The 18,814-nt window shown below is 69.9% G+C and carries 11 protein-coding genes and 1 tRNA gene; 10 read left to right on the forward strand and 2 right to left on the reverse strand.

The window, feature by feature from the left end:
• Nucleotides 1-114: 114 nt before the first annotated feature.
• On the forward strand, nt 115-792 hold the full coding sequence (locus M8I34_RS36730; RefSeq protein ID WP_250057233.1) for a DegT/DnrJ/EryC1/StrS family aminotransferase: 678 nt from the start codon (nt 115-117) through the stop codon (nt 790-792).
• Between the two features lie 63 nt (nt 793-855).
• Nucleotides 856-931: transfer RNA gene (locus M8I34_RS36735), tRNA-Thr, on the forward strand.
• A 65-nt stretch (nt 932-996) separates the two neighbouring features.
• Here the strand turns inward: M8I34_RS36735 and M8I34_RS36740 are convergent.
• Together M8I34_RS36740 and M8I34_RS36745 are read right to left on the reverse strand one after the other, a co-directional pair.
• Nucleotides 997-2,043, reverse strand: coding sequence for a YncE family protein (locus tag M8I34_RS36740; RefSeq protein ID WP_250057234.1), 1,047 nt, complete (start codon nt 2,041-2,043; stop codon nt 997-999).
• Between the two features lie 145 nt (nt 2,044-2,188).
• Nucleotides 2,189-4,819: a SpoIIE family protein phosphatase gene (locus M8I34_RS36745; protein WP_374211037.1), complete on the reverse strand. Its 2,631-nt coding sequence runs from the start codon at nt 4,817-4,819 to the stop codon at nt 2,189-2,191.
• A 304-nt stretch (nt 4,820-5,123) separates the two neighbouring features.
• On the opposite strand from M8I34_RS36745, the gene M8I34_RS36750 reads away from it, so the two are divergent.
• The 8 genes from M8I34_RS36750 (at nt 5,124) to M8I34_RS36785 (ending at nt 18,697) form a co-directional block, all read left to right on the forward strand.
• Nucleotides 5,124-10,637, forward strand: a complete 5,514-nt coding sequence (locus tag M8I34_RS36750) for a HAMP domain-containing protein (RefSeq protein ID WP_250057235.1) — start codon at nt 5,124-5,126, stop codon at nt 10,635-10,637.
• Between the two features lie 255 nt (nt 10,638-10,892).
• Nucleotides 10,893-11,552 carry a two-component system response regulator gene (locus tag M8I34_RS36755; protein ID WP_030992783.1) on the forward strand — a complete coding sequence of 220 codons (660 nt, stop codon included), beginning with the start codon at nt 10,893-10,895 and terminating at the stop codon, nt 11,550-11,552.
• A 92-nt stretch (nt 11,553-11,644) separates the two neighbouring features.
• Nucleotides 11,645-14,431: a DNA translocase FtsK gene (locus M8I34_RS36760; protein WP_250057236.1), complete on the forward strand. Its 2,787-nt coding sequence runs from the start codon at nt 11,645-11,647 to the stop codon at nt 14,429-14,431.
• A gap of 224 nt (nt 14,432-14,655) precedes the next feature.
• Nucleotides 14,656-15,459: a helix-turn-helix domain-containing protein gene (locus tag M8I34_RS36765; RefSeq protein WP_250057237.1), complete on the forward strand. Its 804-nt coding sequence runs from the start codon at nt 14,656-14,658 to the stop codon at nt 15,457-15,459.
• A 104-nt stretch (nt 15,460-15,563) separates the two neighbouring features.
• On the forward strand, nt 15,564-17,048 hold the full coding sequence (rimO, locus tag M8I34_RS36770; protein ID WP_244418428.1) for a 30S ribosomal protein S12 methylthiotransferase RimO: 1,485 nt from the start codon (nt 15,564-15,566) through the stop codon (nt 17,046-17,048).
• A complete protein-coding gene (gene pgsA / locus M8I34_RS36775) occupies nt 17,045-17,686 on the forward strand; it encodes a CDP-diacylglycerol--glycerol-3-phosphate 3-phosphatidyltransferase (RefSeq protein WP_250057238.1) in 642 nt (213 codons plus the stop codon). Before rimO ends, pgsA begins: the two co-directional genes overlap by 4 nt.
• Entirely contained in the window at nt 17,683-18,219 is a 537-nt protein-coding gene (locus M8I34_RS36780) for a CinA family protein (protein WP_250057240.1), read from the forward strand. Before pgsA ends, M8I34_RS36780 begins: the two co-directional genes overlap by 4 nt.
• A 94-nt stretch (nt 18,220-18,313) precedes the next feature.
• Complete coding sequence (locus M8I34_RS36785) at nt 18,314-18,697, forward strand: helix-turn-helix domain-containing protein (protein ID WP_018092941.1); 384 nt, start codon at nt 18,314-18,316, stop codon at nt 18,695-18,697.
• Nucleotides 18,698-18,814 lie beyond the last annotated feature (117 nt).

Below are 18,814 nucleotides of genomic sequence, written 5' to 3' on the forward strand. Positions count from 1 at the left end.
TCATTCAGCTCCGGTCCCTGAACCCTTGTGGTTCAGGGACCGGAGCTTTTTTGTTCTGATTTTCGGGTGGTGGGCGTAACTCGACGTTCATCTCACCTGACCAGGATCCGTTGTATGCGGACAGTGGGAGCACTCAAGTCGGCCGGTGTCAGTGCTGGTGACGAGGTCGTGGTGCCGGCGTACGGCAACGCCGAGGTGGCCCGGGCCGTGCTGGAGTTGGGCGCGGTGCCGGTGTTCGCCGATGTGGACGGCGACAGTTACTGCCTGGACCCGGCCGCGGTGTCGGATGTGGTGACCAGCCAGACGGCCGCGGTCGTGGCGATCCATCGGTTCGGGCGGCAGGCGGACGCCGGCTGGATCCGTGAAGTGGGCCAGCGGAACGGTCTGTTGGTGCTCGTGGAGGATGAACCCGGGGCGGACCCGGTGGGCGCGGAGCTGCGGCGGGCGCATGCCTCGTACCTGGACGGCAGGCTCAGGGGGGTCCGGACCCCGACGCCGGCGGCGGGGCACTCGTACGAGCAGTACGTGGTGCGGGTGCCGGGCAACGGGCGGCCGGACCGGGACGCGTTCGCGCGGACGCTGCGGGCCAAGGGCGTGGCGTGCAAGGTGCCCGTACTGGCTCCGGTGTACCGGATGCCGGGGCTGCGGCGGGATGTGTTTCTGCCGCAGACCGAGCGGGCGGTGGACGAGACGCTGGCGCTGCCCGTACATGCCGGGATGTCGCGGCGGGAGCTGCACAGGATGGTCAGCGCGTGCAATGCGCTCGGCGGATTGCTGCAACCGGCCTTTTAGTCGAGTGCCGGTGGGCGGTTCGAACCTGCCGCCGAGTTGGGGTAATATCTATTCCGCTGCCGCGCCCCAATAGCTCAGTCGGCAGAGCGTCTCCATGGTAAGGAGAAGGTCTACGGTTCGATTCCGTATTGGGGCTCCAGAGGACAAAGGCCCCCGCCATGAGGCGGGGGCCTTTGCCGTATGCGGATGCCGCGGTGAAGCGTGTCAGTTCTGCGGGGATTCGATATAGGCCAGGCCGTGGGCGCCGGAAATGTCGGTGCGGTCGACTTCCAGGGTGGCGAGTGGGCGCAAGGCATTCAGGTCCACGACGGTGACGGTGCTGGAGAGGTTGCCGGAGACATAGCCGAGGCGGCCGTCGGGGGAGGACGTGATGGTGAGGGGGAAATGGCCGACCTCCACCTCGCCGACGGGGGCGAGGGTGCCGGGGGCGAAGACGGTCAGGACTCCTGGCAGGTGGGAGCCGAGTGGGCCGTCCGGTGAGGCGTCCGGACGCAGTTCGCCGACGAGGAGCGTGCCGGTCGCGGTGACATGGACCGGCATGACCTGTCCCCGGGTGGGGAGGGTGCGGATGATCTCGTGGGTGGCGGTGTCGATGACGCGGATGCCCGGCGGCGCCGAGGGCGGGGTGCGGAAGTCGGCCTTGGGGGCCGCTACGTAGGCATGGCGGCCGTCGGGGGCGACGGCGAGGCCTTCGCTGCCGGGGACGGGGATGCGGGCCGTGCAGATCCCGCGGTCGAGGTCGACGACGGAGACGAACGGGGCTTCCTTGTTGGTGGCGAAGCCCTGCCGGCCGTCGGGGGTGAGCGCGAACCAGTGCGGGCCGGGCGCCATCGTGGGGATACGGCCGAGGCGGGCGTGGGTGCGGGTGTCGATGATCAGGACGCCGCCGGGCTCGGTGTCGGTGGCCTCGACGCTGACGTACAGACGCCCGCGCTCACGGTCGAGAGCCAGGCCGTGCGGGGCGTGGTCGGGGGCGGTGTCGAGGGTGGTGACGACGGTGCGGGTGTCGACGTCGATGACGGTGATCTCGTGGGCCGGGCCCTCGTTGGCGTGGTAGAAGCCGGAGCGGTAGGTGCTGGTGCAGTACAGCAGCCGGTGGTCCGGGTCGAAGCACAGCTCGTGCGGCTGCGGCGGGACCTGGATCACCTCGAGGCGCTCATAGGTGGCGGCGTCGAAGAAGGTGACGGTGGGGCCGGTCTGGCTGACGACGGCGAGCAGGTCGCCGGGCGGGCCGGCGGGGGTGGGAGTCATGGTCCGTATCGTGGGCGGCCGTTGGGGATGACTCCAGTGCACGGCGGGCAGGGGTGCCCTGCACCGCACGCAAGGATGCTGGTGGTGACGGGGGAGGCGGCCGGCGGGCTGTGAGCCGGTTCACTTCGGCCGCTCCCCCCGGAGGTCAGCCCGCCGGGACCTCGGGGACGCGCATGGCGAGGATGGCCATGTCGTCGGAGGCCGGTTCGGCGGCGAAGCGTTCCACGGCGCGCAGCACGCGGGCGGCGACGGCGCCGGCCGTCAGTCCCGTACAGGTGGTCAGGACGTCGGTGAGGCCGTCGTCGCCGAGCATGCGGGTGCCCTCGCGGCGTTCGGTGACGCCGTCGGTGACGCACAGCAGGACGTCGCCGGGGTCGAGGGTGACGGTCTGTTCGTAGAGCTCCAGGTCGTCCATCACACCGAGGAGCGGCTGGGGTTCGGCGGCCGGCTCGACCGTGCCGTCCTGGCGCAGCCGGAGCGGAAGGGGGTGGCCCGCGCAGACGACCTTGAGGAGGGCGCTGCCGTCGTCCTGCGGCCAGAGCTCGCCGTAAAGGAGCGTCAGGAAGCGGCTGCGGGCGCCCTCGTCGAGGATGGCGGCGTTGAGCCGTTCCAGGACGGCGGGGCCGCCGAAGCCCTCGCGGGCCAGCAGCCGCAGCGCGTGCCGGGCCAGGCCCGTGACGGCGGCGGCTTCCGGGCCCGTACCGCAGACGTCGCCGATCGCGAAGCCGTACGCGCCGTCGCGGATCGGGAAGAGGTCGTAGAAGTCGCCGCCGACCTCGTTGCCCTCGCCGGCCGCGCGGTAGATGACCTCGACCTCCACGCCGGGGACCACGGGCAGCTCCGGGGGCAGCAGGCTGCGCTGGAGGGACTGGCTGATGGCCGTGCGTTCGGAGTAGAGCCGGGCGTTGTCCAGGGCGAGGGCGGCCCGGCGGGAGAGGTCCTCGGCGAGTTCGAGGATCTCCTGGCGGAAGTGCTCCTCGGTGGGCTTGCCGAGGGTGAGCATGCCGATGACGCGGTTACGGGCGACCAGGGGCAGTACGACGGTTTCTCCGCCGACGGCGGAGGCGGTGGCCAGGGTGGCGCCGGGGCCGGTGGAGGGGCGGGCGGAGTTGCCCAGGCCCAGGCTGCGCATGGAGGTGCGCAGGGCGGCGTCGTGGGCGGCGTCGCTGGGGGCGGTCCAGACCCGTGCTCCGGGGGTGGGGACCGGCTCGGGCGCGTCGACCTTCATCAGCAGGGTCTTGAGGCCGTCGATGCGGTCCTCGTCCTCGTGCAGGACGTAGGAGAGCTCGGGCTCGGAGGACTGGTCGGCGACGGTGTAGACGGCGCACCACGTGGCGAGGGTGGGGACCGTCATCTGGGCCATCAGGGCCAGGGTCTGGTCGCGGTCGAGGGTGCCGGCCAGCAGGTCGGAGGCCTCGACGAGGAAGGAGAGGGAGCCGCGGCGCAGCTTTTCCAGCTCGGTGAGGCGGGCGCGTTCGACGGCGAGGGCGATGCGGTCGGCGGCGAACTGGAGCCGCAGCGCCTCTTCGTTCGTATAGCGGCCGGCGCCCTCGGCGGCGACGCCGAGCGAGCCGGTCAGCCGGCCCTCCACCTTGAGCGGGACGGTGACGACCGAGCGCATGCCCGTGCCGCTGAGGAGCGGCACGGCGCCGGGGACGGCGGTGAGGTCCTCGTGGACGGCGGGCATCCGGGCGGAGCCGTAGCGTCCGGATCCGGCCTCCACGGGGACCCGGGCGAACCGCTGGCGGGCGGAGGGCAGGCCCGTGGAGGCGCGCACCTCCAGCTCGGTCTCGTCGTCGGTGGCCAGGAGGAGGTAGGCGGCGTCGCCGTCGAGCATGTCGCGGGCGCGTTCGACGGTGCGCTGGAGCAGGCCGTCGAGGTCATCGGGGGCCGGTGAGCCGATGAAGACCTCGAAGGGGTCGGAGATGCGGCCCTCCGACCGGGCGGCCTGGGTGGCGGCGTCCGGGGCGGGGGTGCGCTGGGGGCTCTGGAGGATCGCGCGTTCGTGGTCGCGCACCAGCAGGCAGACCGTGGAGGCCTCGCCGTCGGCGTCGCGGACGCGGAGGTGGGAGGCGTAGACGGGGACGACCCGGCCGTCGGAGCCGCGGATGCCGTAGGAGCCTTCCCAGCGGGAGAGCTGGAGCGCCTCGGCGATGCCGGTGCCGGTGCCGGGGGTGTGCGGCCAGGCGGCGAAGTCGGTGAGCGGTTTGCCGATGACCTGTTCGGGGTCGTAGGCGAAGAGGTCCTGGGCGTCTTCGTTCCAGAAGCTGATGCAGCCGCCCCGGTCGATCTGGATCACCGCGACGCGGACGCGGGCGTCGGTGACCGGAAGAGCGTCGACGGGCAGGGCGGGGCCCGCGGAGCGGGTGCCGGCCGGGCGCTCGGGGAGGTCGAGCTGGAACCAGACGTGTTTTTGTGCGGCGGTGTACTCGACGCCCCAGCGGGAGGCCAGCGCGCCGCACAGCAGCAGTCCGCGGCCGCCCTCGCGGTCCGGGTGGACGACGACCTGGCCGGCGTTCTGGAGCGGAATCTCCCGCTCTGGGTAGCGGTCGGCGACGGAGATCCGTACGCCGTCGTCGTTGCGCAGACACAGCACATCGGCGGCGGTGCCGGCGTGCACCACGGCATTGGTGACCAGCTCGCTGGTCAGCACCACGGCGTCGTCGACGATGTCGGCGCAGCCCCAGCCCTGAAGGGTGTCGCGGACGAACGCACGGGCAGTGGCGACCGAGCGCCCGACCGGCTCGAAGGTTGCGGCGGCCCGCGCGGTGATCACTGGTCTCCTCATGCGTGTGTCGGTGATCTGCTCCCCCATGGTCGCGGCGCCCCTCCGAATAAACCTGTTGTGCGTGCACCACCGCCCGTGCTCGATGGCTGGGGCGGGTGGACAGCCGTATGCCAGGTTACTTACCTTCGCCGCACCCGAGGATGCCGGTCACGTGTGTTTCCGCCCCAATCGTGCCCTGGGACGGTGTGCGATGCTGCCGAACTGTTATGGCCTGGTTGGGCCATGGTGAAACACTGGGCAAGTATCAAGAGAAAGCCCGGGTAGAACGGTCGACCCTTGCGGGAGGGACACGGTGGAGTCTGGCGCAGCAGCGCGGGGCGCAAGCACGCGCGCGAAAGGCGGACGATCCCGGAACAACGGGACGACCGAGGTGGATACGGCTGCGCTCAATCGGCTGTTGGTCGCTCTGGTTGCCATGCGGGACGGGAACTTCCGCAAGCGGCTCACGGTTTCCGGCGATGGCGTCATGTCGGAGATCGCGGCGGTCTTCAACGAGGTTGCGGATCGCAATCTGCATCTCACGGGCGAGCTGGCGCGGGTGCGCCGGGTCGTCGGACGTGAGGGAAAGCTCACGGAACGACTGGAGGTCGGCGCCGCCGAGGGCTCCTGGGCCGCGGCCATCGACGCCTCGAATGCCCTGGTGGACGACCTCGTACGGCCCGTCTCCGAAGTGGGACGGGTGCTGTCGGCGGTCTCCGAGGGCGACCTCGAACAGCGGATGGATCTGCGCTCGCGCAGTTCGGACAGCTCTTCGGAGCACCCTCTGCGGGGTGAATTCCTGAAGGTCGGCCGGACGGTCAACGGGCTGGTGGACCAGCTCTCCGCGTTCACCGACGAGGTCACGAGAGTGGCCAGCGAGGTCGGTACGGAGGGCAAGCTCGGCGGCCAGGCGCGGGTGCGCGGAATGTCGGGTTCGTGGAAGGACCTCACGGAATCCGTCAACACCATGGCGTCCCGGCTGACGGCGCAGGTGCGTGACATTGCTCTCGTGACCACGGCGGTCGCCAAGGGCGATCTGTCCCGGAAGGTGACGGTTCATGTCGCCGGCGAGATGCTCGAGCTGAAGAACACCGTCAACACGATGGTCGACCAGCTCTCCTCTTTCGCGTCCGAGGTGACGCGCGTCGCCCGCGAGGTCGGCACGGAGGGCGAGCTCGGCGGGCAGGCACAGGTCCCCGGCGTCGCCGGCGTGTGGAAGGACCTGACGGATTCGGTCAACCTCATGGCCGGCAACCTCACCGCGCAGGTGCGCGGGATCGCGCAGGTCACCACTGCCGTCGCGAACGGCGACCTGTCGCAGAAGGTCACGGTCAGTGCACGCGGCGAGGTCGCGCAGCTGGCCGACACGATCAACACCATGACCGAGACGCTGCGCACCTTCGCGGACGAAGTGACGCGCGTGGCGAACGAGGTCGGTGCGGAGGGCCAGCTCGGCGGGCAGGCACAGGTGCCGGGCGCGGCCGGCACGTGGAAGGACCTCACCGACTCGGTGAACACCGCCTTCCGCAACCTGACGGCGCAGGTGCGGGACATCGCGCAGGTCACGACGGCGGTCGCCAACGGCGATCTGTCGCAGACGGTCACCGTCGATGTGGCCGGTGAAATGCTGGAGTTGAAGAACACCGTCAACACGATGGTGGGTCAGCTGTCCTCGTTCGGTGCCGAAGTGACGCGCGTTGCGCGGGAGATCGGCGTCGAGGGTGAGCTGGGCGGCCAGGCCGCGGTGCCGGGGGCGGCCGGGACGTGGAAGGACCTCACGGACTCCGTGAACACCGCCTTCCGGAACCTGACCGGTCAGGTGCGCAACATCGCCCAGGTGACGACCGCGGTGGCCAACGGCGATCTGTCGCAGAAGGTCACCGTCGACGTCTCCGGCGAGATGCTCCAGCTCAAGAACACCGTGAACACCATGGTGGACCAGCTGTCCTCGTTCGCCGACCAGGTCACGCGGATGGCCAGGGACGTGGGCACGGAGGGCCGGCTGGGCGGCCAGGCCCGGGTGGACGGCGTCAGCGGCACCTGGAAGGAACTGACCGACTCCGTCAACTTCATGGCGGGGAACCTGACTTCCCAGGTGCGGCAGATCGCGCAGGTGACGACGGCGGTCGCCCGTGGTGACCTGTCCCAGAAGATCGACGTGGATGCGCGCGGCGAGATCCTGGAGCTGAAGAACACCATCAACACGATGGTCGACCAGCTCTCCGCCTTCGCCGAGCAGGTCACCCGGGTCGCCCGGGAGGTCGGCACGGACGGCAGGCTGGGCGGTCAGGCGCAGGTGCCGGGCGTCGCGGGCGTCTGGCGCGATCTGACCGACTCGGTGAACGGCATGGCCGGCAACCTGACGGCCCAGGTCCGCAACATCGCGCAGGTCGCCACGGCGGTCGCGCGCGGTGACCTGTCGCAGAAGATCGACGTGGACGCCCGGGGCGAGATCCTGGAGCTCAAGAACACCCTGAACACCATGGTCGACCAGCTCTCCTCGTTCGCGGAGCAGGTCACCCGGGTCGCCCGCGAGGTGGGCACCGAGGGCATCCTGGGCGGCCAGGCCGAGGTGCAGGGCGTCAGCGGTACGTGGAAGGACCTCACCCAGTCCGTCAACTTCATGGCGAACAACCTGACCTCGCAGGTGCGCAACATCGCCGAGGTGACGACCGCGGTGGCCCGCGGTGACCTGTCCAAGAAGATCACCGTCGATGCCAAGGGCGAGATCCTCGAACTGGTCACGACCGTCAACACGATGGTCGACCAGCTGTCGTCGTTCGCCGAGCAGGTGACCCGGGTGGCCCGTGAGGTGGGCACCGAGGGCCAGTTGGGCGGACAGGCGCGGGTGCCGGGTGCGACCGGCATCTGGCTGGATCTCAGCGACAACGTGAACCTGATGGCCAACAACCTGACCATCCAGGTGCGCAACATCTCGCAGGTCTCGGCGGCGGTCGCCAACGGAGACCTGACCAAGAAGGTCACGGTCGAGGCGCGCGGAGAGGTCGCGCAGCTCGCCGACACGGTCAACACGATGGTCACGACGCTGTCGTCGTTCGCCGACGAGGTCACGCGAGTGGCCCGTGAGGTGGGCACCGACGGCATCCTGGGCGGCCAGGCACGCGTCCCCGGCGTCGCCGGTACGTGGAAGGACCTCACCGAGTCCGTGAACTCGATGGCCAACAACCTGACCGGCCAGGTCCGCAACATCGCCATGGTCACCACCGCCATCGCCAAGGGCGATCTGACCAAGAAGATCGACATCGATGCGCGCGGCGAGATCCTCGCGCTGAAGACCACCATCAACACCATGGTCGACCAGCTGTCGTCCTTCGCCGAGCAGGTCACCAGAGTGGCCCGCGAGGTGGGTACGGAAGGCCAGCTGGGCGGTCAGGCGCAGGTGCGGGGCGTGGCCGGCACCTGGCGCGACCTGACCGAGTCGGTGAACGAGATGGCCGGAAACCTGACCCGTCAGGTGCGCGCCATCGCCGCGGTCGCCGCGGCGGTCACCCTCGGCGATCACAACGTCCGGATCGACGTGGACGCGGCCGGCGAGATCCTGGAGCTCCAGGACAACGTCAACACCATGATCTCCACGCTCCGGGAGACCACCCTCGCCAACGAGGAACAGGACTGGCTCAAGGGCAACCTCGCCCGGATCTCCGGTCTGATGCAGGGCCGGCGCGACCTCAAGGACGTCGCCACGCTCATCATGAGCGAGCTCTCGCCCGCGGTCTCCGCCCAGCACGGCGCGTTCTTCCTCGCGGCGCAGCCCGACAGCCAGGAGATCGGCGCGGACGGCGGCGAGGCGGGCGCCTACGAGCTGCGGCTGATGGGCTCGTACGGCTACGCCATGGGCGGGATGCCGACGACCTTCCGGCCGGGCGAGACGCTGATCGGCACGGCCGCGGAGGAGGGCCGCACGATCCTGGTGGAGAACGTCCCCTCCGGCTATCTCAAGATCGCCTCCGGCCTGGGCGAGGCGCCGCCGGCGAATGTGATCGTGCTGCCGGTGCTCTTCGAGGACAAGGTGCTCGGCGTGATCGAGCTGGCGTCCTTCCAGCCGTTCACCCAGATCCAGAAGGACTTCCTCAGCCAGATCGCCGAGATGATCGCGACCAGCGTCAACACCATCTCGGTCAACACCAAGACCGAGGTGCTGCTCAAGCAGTCGCAGGAGCTGACCGAGCAGCTCAAGGAGCGGTCGGGCGAGCTGGAGAGCCGGCAGAAGGCGCTGGAGCTGTCCAACACCGAGCTGGAGGAGAAGGCCGAACAGCTGCGTGCGCAGAACCGCGACATCGAGGTGAAGAACACCGAGATCGAGGAGGCGCGGCAGGTTCTGGAGGAGCGTGCCGAGCAGCTCGCGGTCTCGATGCGCTACAAGTCCGAGTTCCTGGCGAACATGTCGCACGAGCTGCGGACGCCGCTCAACTCCCTGCTGATTCTGGCCAAGTTGCTGGCCGATAACGCCGAGGGGAATCTCTCCCCGAAGCAGGTCGAATTCGCCGAAACCATCCACGGCGCCGGAAGCGACCTGCTCCAGCTCATCAACGACATCCTGGACCTGTCCAAGGTCGAGGCCGGAAAGATGGACGTCAGCCCGACGCGGATCGCGCTGGTCCAGCTCGTCGACTATGTGGAGGCGACGTTCCGGCCGCTGACCGCGGAGAAGGGACTCGACTTCTCCGTACGGGTCTCCCCGGAGCTGCCGGCCACACTGCACACCGACGAGCAGCGGCTGCTCCAGGTGCTGCGCAATCTGCTGTCCAACGCGGTGAAGTTCACCGACAGCGGCGCCGTTGAGCTGGTCATCCGGCCGGCCGGTGCGGATGTCCCGGTGGCCATCCGCGAGCAGCTGCTGGAACACGGCTCGCTGCGCGACCCGGATGCGGACATGATCGCCTTCTCGGTGACCGACACCGGAATCGGTATCGCGTCCAGCAAGATGCGGGTCATCTTCGAGGCGTTCAAGCAGGCGGACGGCACGACCAGCCGCAAGTACGGCGGTACGGGCCTGGGCCTGTCCATCAGCCGGGAGATCGCCCGGCTGCTCGGCGGCGAGATCCACGCCGCGAGCGAGCCCAGCCGCGGCTCCACGTTCACGCTCTACCTGCCGCACAACCCGGGCGGGCTGCCGCCGCAGGGCTACCCGCAACTGGTGGCCGGCGGGATCGCGATGGACGCGGAGGCGCGCGAGACGGAGGTCGGGCGCCAGGAGGCCGAGGAGCAGCAGCAGGGCTACGAGCAGGACTCCGGGGGCAGCCTCAACCGGCGCCGCCGCCGGGCCGTTTCGGGCCCCCAGCGCCGCTTCGCGCTGCCCGGTCAGCCCCCGCCCGCGGCGCCGCCGCAGACGCCTCAGGTGGCGCCCCGGCCGGCCCCGCAGCAGCCCGCTCCGGAGCCCTGGATCGGCAACGGCCAGGATCTGGTGGAGCCGGCCTTCGAGGGCGGTTTCCACGGCGAGAAGGTGCTGATCGTCGATGACGACATCCGCAATGTCTTCGCGCTCACCAGCGTCCTGGAACAGCACGGTTTGTCGGTGCTGTACGCGGAGAACGGGCGCGAGGGCATCGAGGTGCTGGAGCAGCACGACGACATCGTGCTGGTCCTGATGGACATCATGATGCCGGAGATGGACGGCTATGCGACCACGGCGGCGATCCGCCGGATGCCGCAGTTCGCCGGACTGCCCATCATCGCGCTGACCGCGAAGGCGATGAAGGGCGACCGGGAGAAGAGCATCGACTCCGGAGCCTCCGACTACGTGACCAAGCCGGTGGATACCGATCATCTGTTGTCGGTCATGGAGCAATGGATGCGCGCGGAGTGAGGGAGCGTCCAGTATGGAGGCGTAAGAGGATCATCGCGTGCTGACTCAGGGTTGCCGTGGACGTGTGGAAGCGCAGGATTCGGGGAACCTTCTGGTCTCTGTCTGCGTTTCTGCTACGTGCACAGTGACATCGCGGTGACAGGGTGTGGCGACAGGCGGGGTGCAGCTACCATGACCGGCACAAGGACGGGCGGCATGACGGAGTCGTCCCCTGGGGCGGCGTCCGGTTCCATGCCGGGGCGAGGAGGACGGGCCATGGTGCAGAAGGCCAAGATCCTCCTGGTCGATGACCGGCCGGAGAATCTGCTGGCGCTGGAGGCGATCCTCTCTGCGCTCGATCAGACACTGGTGCGGGCATCGTCCGGGGAGGAAGCGCTCAAAGCACTGCTCACGGACGATTTCGCGGTGATTCTGCTCGATGTGCAGATGCCGGGGATGGACGGTTTCGAAACGGCCGCGCACATCAAGCGGCGTGAACGTACCCGCGACATCCCGATCATCTTCCTCACGGCCATCAACCACGGCCCGCACCACACCTTCCGCGGTTACGCGGCCGGTGCGGTGGACTACATCTCCAAGCCGTTCGACCCCTGGGTGCTGCGCGCCAAGGTCTCGGTCTTCGTCGAGCTGTACATGAAGAACTGCCAACTGCGGGAGCAGGCCTCCCTGCTGAGGCTTCAGCTGGAGGGCGGGCGGCAGAGCGCCGACGAGGCGAGGGAGTCCGCGGGGCTGCTCGCCGAGCTGTCCGCGCGACTGGCCGCGGTCGAGGAACAGGCCGAGGCGCTGTCCAAACAGCTGGACGAGACGGCGGATGCGGCGGCGGTCGCCACGGCGGCCCATCTGGAGCGCAAACTCACCGGCCTGCGCCGGGCTCTGGATGCCCTGGAGCCGGGGTCGGGCAGCGCCGCGGGGTGACTGACGCCCTTTCATGAGACGGGCGCGCGACACGTTCGGGTGAAGCGCCGTGCGCTCGTGTCATGCCTGCGTTCGCCTGTAATCTCGTCGCCATGGCCTCACGTACGTCCGGCAAGGGAACCCAGAGCGCGGCGGGCCCCTCCAAGCAGCGCGCCGGACGGACCGCGGGCGCCGCGAAGAAGACCGCAGCGAAGAAGGCACCCGCGAAGAAGGCATCCGCGAAGCCGCCGCTCAAGAAGACCGCGGCCGCGAAGAAGGCACCGGCCAAAAGGGGTCCCGCCAAGAAGGCCGCCCCCAAGCCGGCGCCGTCACCCACCGGCGGTCTCTACCGCCTCGTCCGCGCCTGCTGGCTGGGGCTCGCGCACGCCATCGGGGCGGTGTTCCGCGGTATGGGCCGCGGCGCCAAGAACCTCGACCCGGCACACCGCAAGGACGGGCTGGCGCTGCTGCTGCTCGGCCTGGCGCTGGTGATCGCGGCGGGTACCTGGTCCAACCTCAGCGGCCCGGTCGGCGATCTCGTCGAGCTGCTGGTGACCGGGGCGTTCGGGCGGCTCGATCTGGTCGTGCCGATACTGCTGGGCGGCATCGCCGTACGCCTCATCCGGCACCCCGAGCAGCCGGAGGCCAACGGCCGGATCGTCATCGGGCTGTCGGCACTGGTCATCGGTGTCCTGGGGCAGGTCGCGATGGCCTGCGGATCGCCGGGCCGGGACGACGGTCTGGCCGCCATACAGGACGCCGGCGGCTATCTCGGATGGGTCGCTTCCAAGCCGCTGATCTTCACCGTCGGACAGACCCTGGCCGTGGCGCTGCTGGCGCTGCTGACCCTCTTCGGGCTGCTGGTGGTCACCGCGACGCCGGTGAACGCCATCCCGCAGCGGCTGCGGGCGCTCGGCGTCCGGCTGGGCGTCGTGCAGCCCGAGGAGCCCGAGGAGTACGCCGACGAGGTCGAGGACTATGCGGAGGAGTGGCGCGAGCAGCCCGCCCGCAAGCCGCGCCGCGCCGCCGCCGCGCCGGCCGCGAACGACCCGGACGCGATAGAGGAAGCGGCCCTGGCCAAGCGGCGCCGCCCGCGCCGGGCCTCCGTACAGCCCGCCACGGACCGGCCGATGGACGCGGTGGACGTCGCCGCCGCGGCCGCGGCGGCGCTGGACGGTGCGGTGCTGCACGGCGTCCAGCCGTCCCCGCTCGTCGCCGGACTCAGCAGCAGCATCTCCGGGGAGCGCCGGGACCACGACGACGCGGAGACCACGGGGGAGAACGGCATGGTGCCGCCGGCCCGCGGCGCGAAGCCGAAGCCGTCCGCGGTCGAGGACACCCCGGCCGTACCGGACTTCACCAAGGCACCGCCCGAGCCGTCCGGCGAACTGCCGGCGCGCGCCGAGCAGCTCCAGCTGTCCGGCGACATCACCTACTCGCTGCCCTCGCTGGACCTGCTCGCGCGCGGCGGCCCCGGCAAGACCCGCAGCGCCGCGAACGACGCCATAGTGGCCTCGCTGACCACGGTCTTCCAGGAGTTCAAGGTCGACGCCGCGGTCACCGGCTTCACCCGTGGCCCGACGGTCACCCGCTACGAGGTCGAGCTCGGCCCGGCGGTCAAGGTCGAGAAGATCACCGCGCTGGCCAAGAACATCGCCTACGCGGTGGCCAGCCCCGACGTCCGGATCATCAGCCCGATCCCCGGCAAGTCCGCGGTCGGCATCGAGATCCCCAACACCGACCGCGAGATGGTCAACCTCGGCGATGTGCTGCGGCTGGCCGACGCCGCGGGCGACGAGCATCCGATGCTGGTGGCGCTCGGCAAGGACGTCGAGGGCGGCTACGTCATGGCCAACATGACCAAGATGCCGCACGTCCTGGTGGCCGGCGCCACCGGTTCCGGCAAGTCGTCCTGCATCAACTGTCTGATCACCTCGGTCATGGTGCGGGCCACGCCGGAGGACGTCCGGATGGTGCTGGTCGACCCCAAGCGCGTCGAGCTGACCGCGTACGAGGGCATCCCGCACCTGATCACGCCGATCATCACCAACCCCAAGCGCGCCGCCGAGGCACTCCAGTGGGTGGTGCGCGAGATGGACCTGCGCTACGACGATCTCGCGGCCTACGGCTTCCGGCACATCGACGACTTCAACGAAGCGGTGCGCAGCGGGAAGGTCACCTCACCCGAGGGCAGCGAGCGCGAGCTGGCGCCGTACCCGTATCTGCTGGTGATCGTCGACGAGCTGGCGGACCTGATGATGGTCGCGCCCCGCGATGTGGAGGACTCGATCGTCCGCATCACCCAGCTCGCCCGCGCGGCAGGCATCCATCTGGTGCTCGCCACCCAGCGTCCGTCGGTCGATGTGGTCACCGGCCTGATCAAGGCCAATGTGCCCTCCCGGCTCGCGTTCGCCACCTCCTCGCTCGCCGACAGCCGGGTCATCCTCGACCAGCCGGGTGCCGAGAAGCTGATCGGCAAGGGCGACGGGCTGTTCCTGCCGATGGGGGCCAACAAGCCGGTCCGTATGCAGGGCGCGTTCGTGACCGAGGCAGAGGTCGCGGCCGTCGTCCAGCACTGCAAGGATCAGATGGCGCCGGTCTTCCGCGACGACGTCACCGTCGGCACGGCGAAGAAGAAGGAGATCGACGAGGACATCGGCGATGACCTCGATCTGCTGTGCCAGGCCGCTGAGCTGGTCGTTTCCACTCAGTTCGGGTCGACGTCGATGCTTCAGCGCAAGCTGCGGGTGGGCTTCGCCAAGGCCGGCCGGCTGATGGACCTGATGGAGTCGCGCACCATCGTGGGACCGAGCGAGGGTTCCAAGGCACGTGACGTTCTTGTGAAGCCTGATGAGCTGGATGGAGTGCTGGCGGTGATCCGGGGGGAGGCTACCGAGTAGCACAGACTTCCGGGTCACGCGGACGGGAGCGGAAGGCAACCGTTTCTCCTGCTGATACGTCAAGTTGAGGGAGATGAGGGAACGATGCTTCACCATCGAGCCCCAGGGCACCGCCGACGGCGTTCCGATGGCGTACAAACTCTGCTCTCCCGCTTGCCCCACCCTTTCGCTCCACCCCTAGACTGAACTTCCAGCAGGTGGCTACACGCTCGAAAGGCGCCTCCGTGTCCATCGGCAACTCCCCCGAAGCAGACCGGCCTTCCGTCGGTGCTGCCCTCCAGAAGGCCCGTATCGGAGCGGGACTGACCGTCGAAGAGGTCAGTACGACGACACGGGTGCGCATCCCCATCGTGCACGCGATCGAGCAGGACGACTTCTCCCGCTGTGGCGGCGACGTCTACGCCCGGGGGCACATCCGGGCGCTCGCCCGCGCCGTATCCCTCGATTCCCGACCGCTGATCGACCAGTTCGACGCCGAACACGGCGGACGGCCCGCGCCGACCCCCGCCGCCCCGCTCTTCGAAGCCGAGCGGATCCGCTCCGAGCCGCGCCGCCCCAATTGGACCGCGGCCATGGTCGCGGCGATCGTCGCGGTGGTCGGGTTCGTGGGCTTCACGCTCTTCACGGGCAGCGGCAAGAGCGGCGGCCCGGTCGCGTCCGGCGACGCCAATGCGAAACCGGCGCCGGCGCCCACCCGCCACCCCTCGACCATCAAGCCGCCCGTCAAGCCCGAGCCCTCCGACAGTGCCGTCGCCGGGCTGCCGAAGGACAAGGTCACGATCAAGGTGACCGCCCGCGACGGCCAGAGCTGGATCTCCGCCAAGGACGCCAACGGCAAGCTCCTGGAGGACGGCCTGCTCAAGAAGGGCGAGTCCAAGACCATCACCGACAAGGAACGGATCGACCTGGTCCTCGGTAACGCCGGAGCCGTACAGCTGTACGTCAACGGCAAGGAGGTCAAGCGGGTCGGCGACAAGGGCACCGTGGAGCGTCTCAGCTACACGCGAGGAGACCCCCAGGCGGGCTGAGAGCCCCTCCTCGGGGGGCGTCCGCCGCCCGGCCCGGGTGCCCGGGACCGGCGGCGGAGACCTGCTCGCCAAGGGGGCGGCCGGGACAAAGTAGGCTGAGGCCTATGCCCGAACGCCGTACCGTCGCCCTTGTCACTCTTGGCTGCGCCCGTAACGAGGTGGACTCGGAGGAGCTCGCAGGCCGCCTGGCAGCGGACGGCTGGGACCTCGTCGAGGAAGCCGCCGATGCCGATGTCGCCGTCGTCAACACCTGTGGCTTCGTCGAGGCCGCAAAGAAGGACTCCGTCGACGCCCTGCTGGAAGCCAACGATCTGAAGGATCATGGCAGAACCCAGGCCGTGGTGGCCGTCGGCTGCATGGCCGAGCGCTACGGCAAGGAGCTCGCCGAGGCGCTGCCCGAGGCCGACGGTGTGCTCGGCTTTGACGACTACAGCAGCATCTCCGATCGCCTTCAGACCATCCTGAACGGCGGCATCCACGCCGCGCACACCCCGCGCGACCGCCGCAAGCTGCTGCCGATCAGCCCGGCCGAGCGCCAGGGCAGTGCCGAGGTCGCGCTGCCCGGCCACGCCCAGGACACTCCGCCCGAGGATCTTCCGGAGGGCGTCGCGCCCGCCTCCGGGCCGCGTGCGCCGCTGCGCCGCCGGCTCGGCAGCAATCCCGTGGCCTCGGTGAAGCTGGCCTCCGGCTGCGACCGTCGCTGCTCGTTCTGCGCCATCCCCTCCTTCCGCGGCTCCTTCATCTCGCGCCGGCCCTCCGATGTGCTGGGTGAGACGCGCTGGCTGGCCGGGGAGGGCGTCAAGGAGATCATGCTGGTCTCCGAGAACAACACCTCCTACGGCAAGGACCTCGGTGACATCCGACTGCTGGAGACGCTGCTGCCGGAGCTGGCGGCCGTCGACGGCATCGAGCGGATCCGGGTCAGCTACCTCCAGCCGGCCGAGATGCGCCCCGGCCTGATCGACGTGCTGACCGGCACCGACAAGGTCGCGCCCTACTTCGACCTGTCCTTCCAGCACTCGGCGCCCGGTGTGCTGCGGGCGATGCGGCGCTTCGGCGGCACCGACAGCTTCCTGGAGCTGCTGGAGACGATCCGTACGAAGGCGCCGCAGGCCGGTGCCCGCTCGAACTTCATCGTCGGCTTCCCGGGGGAGAGCGAGAGCGACCTCGCGGAGCTGGAGCGCTTCATCACCGAGGCCCGGCTCGATGCCATCGGCGTCTTCGGCTACTCCGACGAGGACGGCACCGAGGCCGCCTCCTACGGGGACAAGGTCGATCCGGACGTGGTCGCCGAGCGGCTGGCGCGGGTCTCGCGGCTGGCTGAGGAGCTGACCGCGCAGCGTGCCGAGGAGCGGGTCGGCGAGACGGTGCGGGTGCTGGTCGACCGGACCGACGACGAGGACGGCATCGTCGGGCGGGCCGCGCACCAGGCACCGGAGACCGACGGCGTCACGCTGCTGTCGACCGACCAGGAGCTGGAGCCCGGTCGTATGGTCGAAGCAAAGGTGGTGGCGAGCGAGGGCGTGGACCTCGTGGCGGAGGTGCTGTCGGTGGAGGGCACGGGGTGTACCGAGGAGGCGGGCAGATGAGCGGAGTCCCGGCTTCCGCAGCTGGTGGCCCGCGCACGGCGCCGGTCGTCCGGCAGGCCGGGCTGTGGAACATCGCCAATCTCCTGACGATGCTGCGGCTGGTGCTGGTCCCGGCCTTCGTGGTGCTGCTGATGCACGACAACGGCACCGATCCCGTCTGGCGCGTCTTCGCCTGGGCCGCCTTCGCCGTCGCCATGATCACCGACGTCTTCGACGGACATCTGGCCCGCGCGTACAACCTGGTCACCGACTTCGGCAAGATCGCGGACCCGATCGCGGACAAGGCGATCATGGGCGCCGCGCTGATCTGTCTGTCGGTGCTGGGTGATCTGTCCTGGTGGGTGACCGGCGTGATCCTCTTCCGGGAGCTCGGCATCACGCTGATGCGGTTCTGGGTGATCAAGCACGGGGTCATTCCGGCCAGTCGTGGCGGCAAAATCAAGACATTGGCACAGGGCACCGCGGTCGGCATGTACGTCCTGGTGCTGAGCGGCCCGCTGGCGACCTTCCGCTGGTGGGTGATGGCGGTGGCGGTGGCGCTGACCGTGGTCACCGGGCTCGACTACATCCGGCAGGCCGTGGTGCTGCGCCGGGCCGGGCTGGCCCGGGAGCGGGCCGAGCGGGACCCGGCCCGGTGAGCGGGCCGGGTTCTGTCGCGGCCGGGGCGCTGGAGCTGCTCGCCGGCCGTGGGCAGAGCCTGGCGGTGGCCGAATCACTGACCGGCGGCCTGGTGGCGGGCGCGCTGACCGCCGTCCCCGGGGCCTCACGGGTCGTCCGTGGCTCGGTCACGGCGTACGCAACCGACCTCAAGCGGGACGTACTGGGCGTGGACGGCGCTCTGCTGGCCGCGTGCGGGGCCGTGGACGGCGAGGTCGCACGGCAGATGGCGAGCGGTGTGCGGCGGGCGCTGGGGGCCGACTGGGGCCTCGCCACCACGGGTGTGGCCGGCCCCGATCCTCAGGACGGCTATCCGGTGGGCACCGTTTTCGTGGCGGTCCAGGGACCGGACGGCGCCGGGGCGGTGCGGCGGCTGGCGCTGGCGGGGGACCGTGACCGTATCCGCCAGGACACCATTCAGGCCGTGCTCGCACTGTTGTTGAGCGAACTGACAGAAAACACGCGGGCAAAGGATACGGAACAACACGGGGGGAATGGATGTTTGCAGCCCTGAGTGAACACGTACTTGCACCCCGCACGCCTACAGCCCGAGGCGGTACGGTGGGGCGAGAAGGATCCGGATCCGAGGTCCGAGGAGGGAGCCAGCGATGATTCTGCTTCGTCGCCTGCTGGGTGACGTGCTGCGCCGACAGCGTCAGCGCCAGGGCCGAACCCTGCGCGAGGTCTCTTCCTCCGCCCGGGTATCGCTCGGCTATTTGTCCGAGGTCGAGAGGGGGCAGAAGGAGGCCTCCTCCGAACTGCTCTCGTCGATCTGTGACGCGCTGGATGTGCGCATGTCCGAGCTCATGCGGGAGGTCAGCGATGAGCTGGCACTCGCCGAGCTGGCAGCGTCCGCGGCCGCGAGCGATCCGGTGCCCGCACCGGTGCGGCCGAAGCTCAATTCGGTGTCCGTCACGTCCCTGGCCGGTGTGCCGGAGGACCGCGTGACCATCAAGTCCCCGGCCGACGTCGTGGATGTCGTCGCGGCCTGACACCCCTGTTCGTACGCATCGGAGCCCCGGCGGGCAGCAGCCCGCCGGGGCTCCGTGCTGCCCGGGGCGGGCGGGTGTGTGCGGCGGGCGGTGCCCGGATGGGTGCGCGGCCGGACC

The sequence above is a fragment of the Streptomyces sp. MCA2 genome (assembly GCF_023544705.1).
Lineage (GTDB): Bacteria > Actinomycetota > Actinomycetes > Streptomycetales > Streptomycetaceae > Streptomyces > Streptomyces decoyicus.

Coding starts and splice junctions, on each gene's coding strand:
- M8I34_RS36730 (WP_250057233.1), top strand. CDS start 115: ATGCGGACAGTGGGAGCACTCAAGTCGGCCGGTGTCAGTGCTGGTGAC.
- M8I34_RS36740 (WP_250057234.1), bottom strand. CDS start 2,043: ATGACTCCCACCCCCGCCGGCCCGCCCGGCGACCTGCTCGCCGTCGTC.
- M8I34_RS36755 (WP_030992783.1), top strand. CDS start 10,893: ATGGTGCAGAAGGCCAAGATCCTCCTGGTCGATGACCGGCCGGAGAAT.
- M8I34_RS36760 (WP_250057236.1), top strand. CDS start 11,645: ATGGCCTCACGTACGTCCGGCAAGGGAACCCAGAGCGCGGCGGGCCCC.
- rimO (WP_244418428.1), top strand. CDS start 15,564: ATGCCCGAACGCCGTACCGTCGCCCTTGTCACTCTTGGCTGCGCCCGT.
- pgsA (WP_250057238.1), top strand. CDS start 17,045: ATGAGCGGAGTCCCGGCTTCCGCAGCTGGTGGCCCGCGCACGGCGCCG.
- M8I34_RS36785 (WP_018092941.1), top strand. CDS start 18,314: ATGATTCTGCTTCGTCGCCTGCTGGGTGACGTGCTGCGCCGACAGCGT.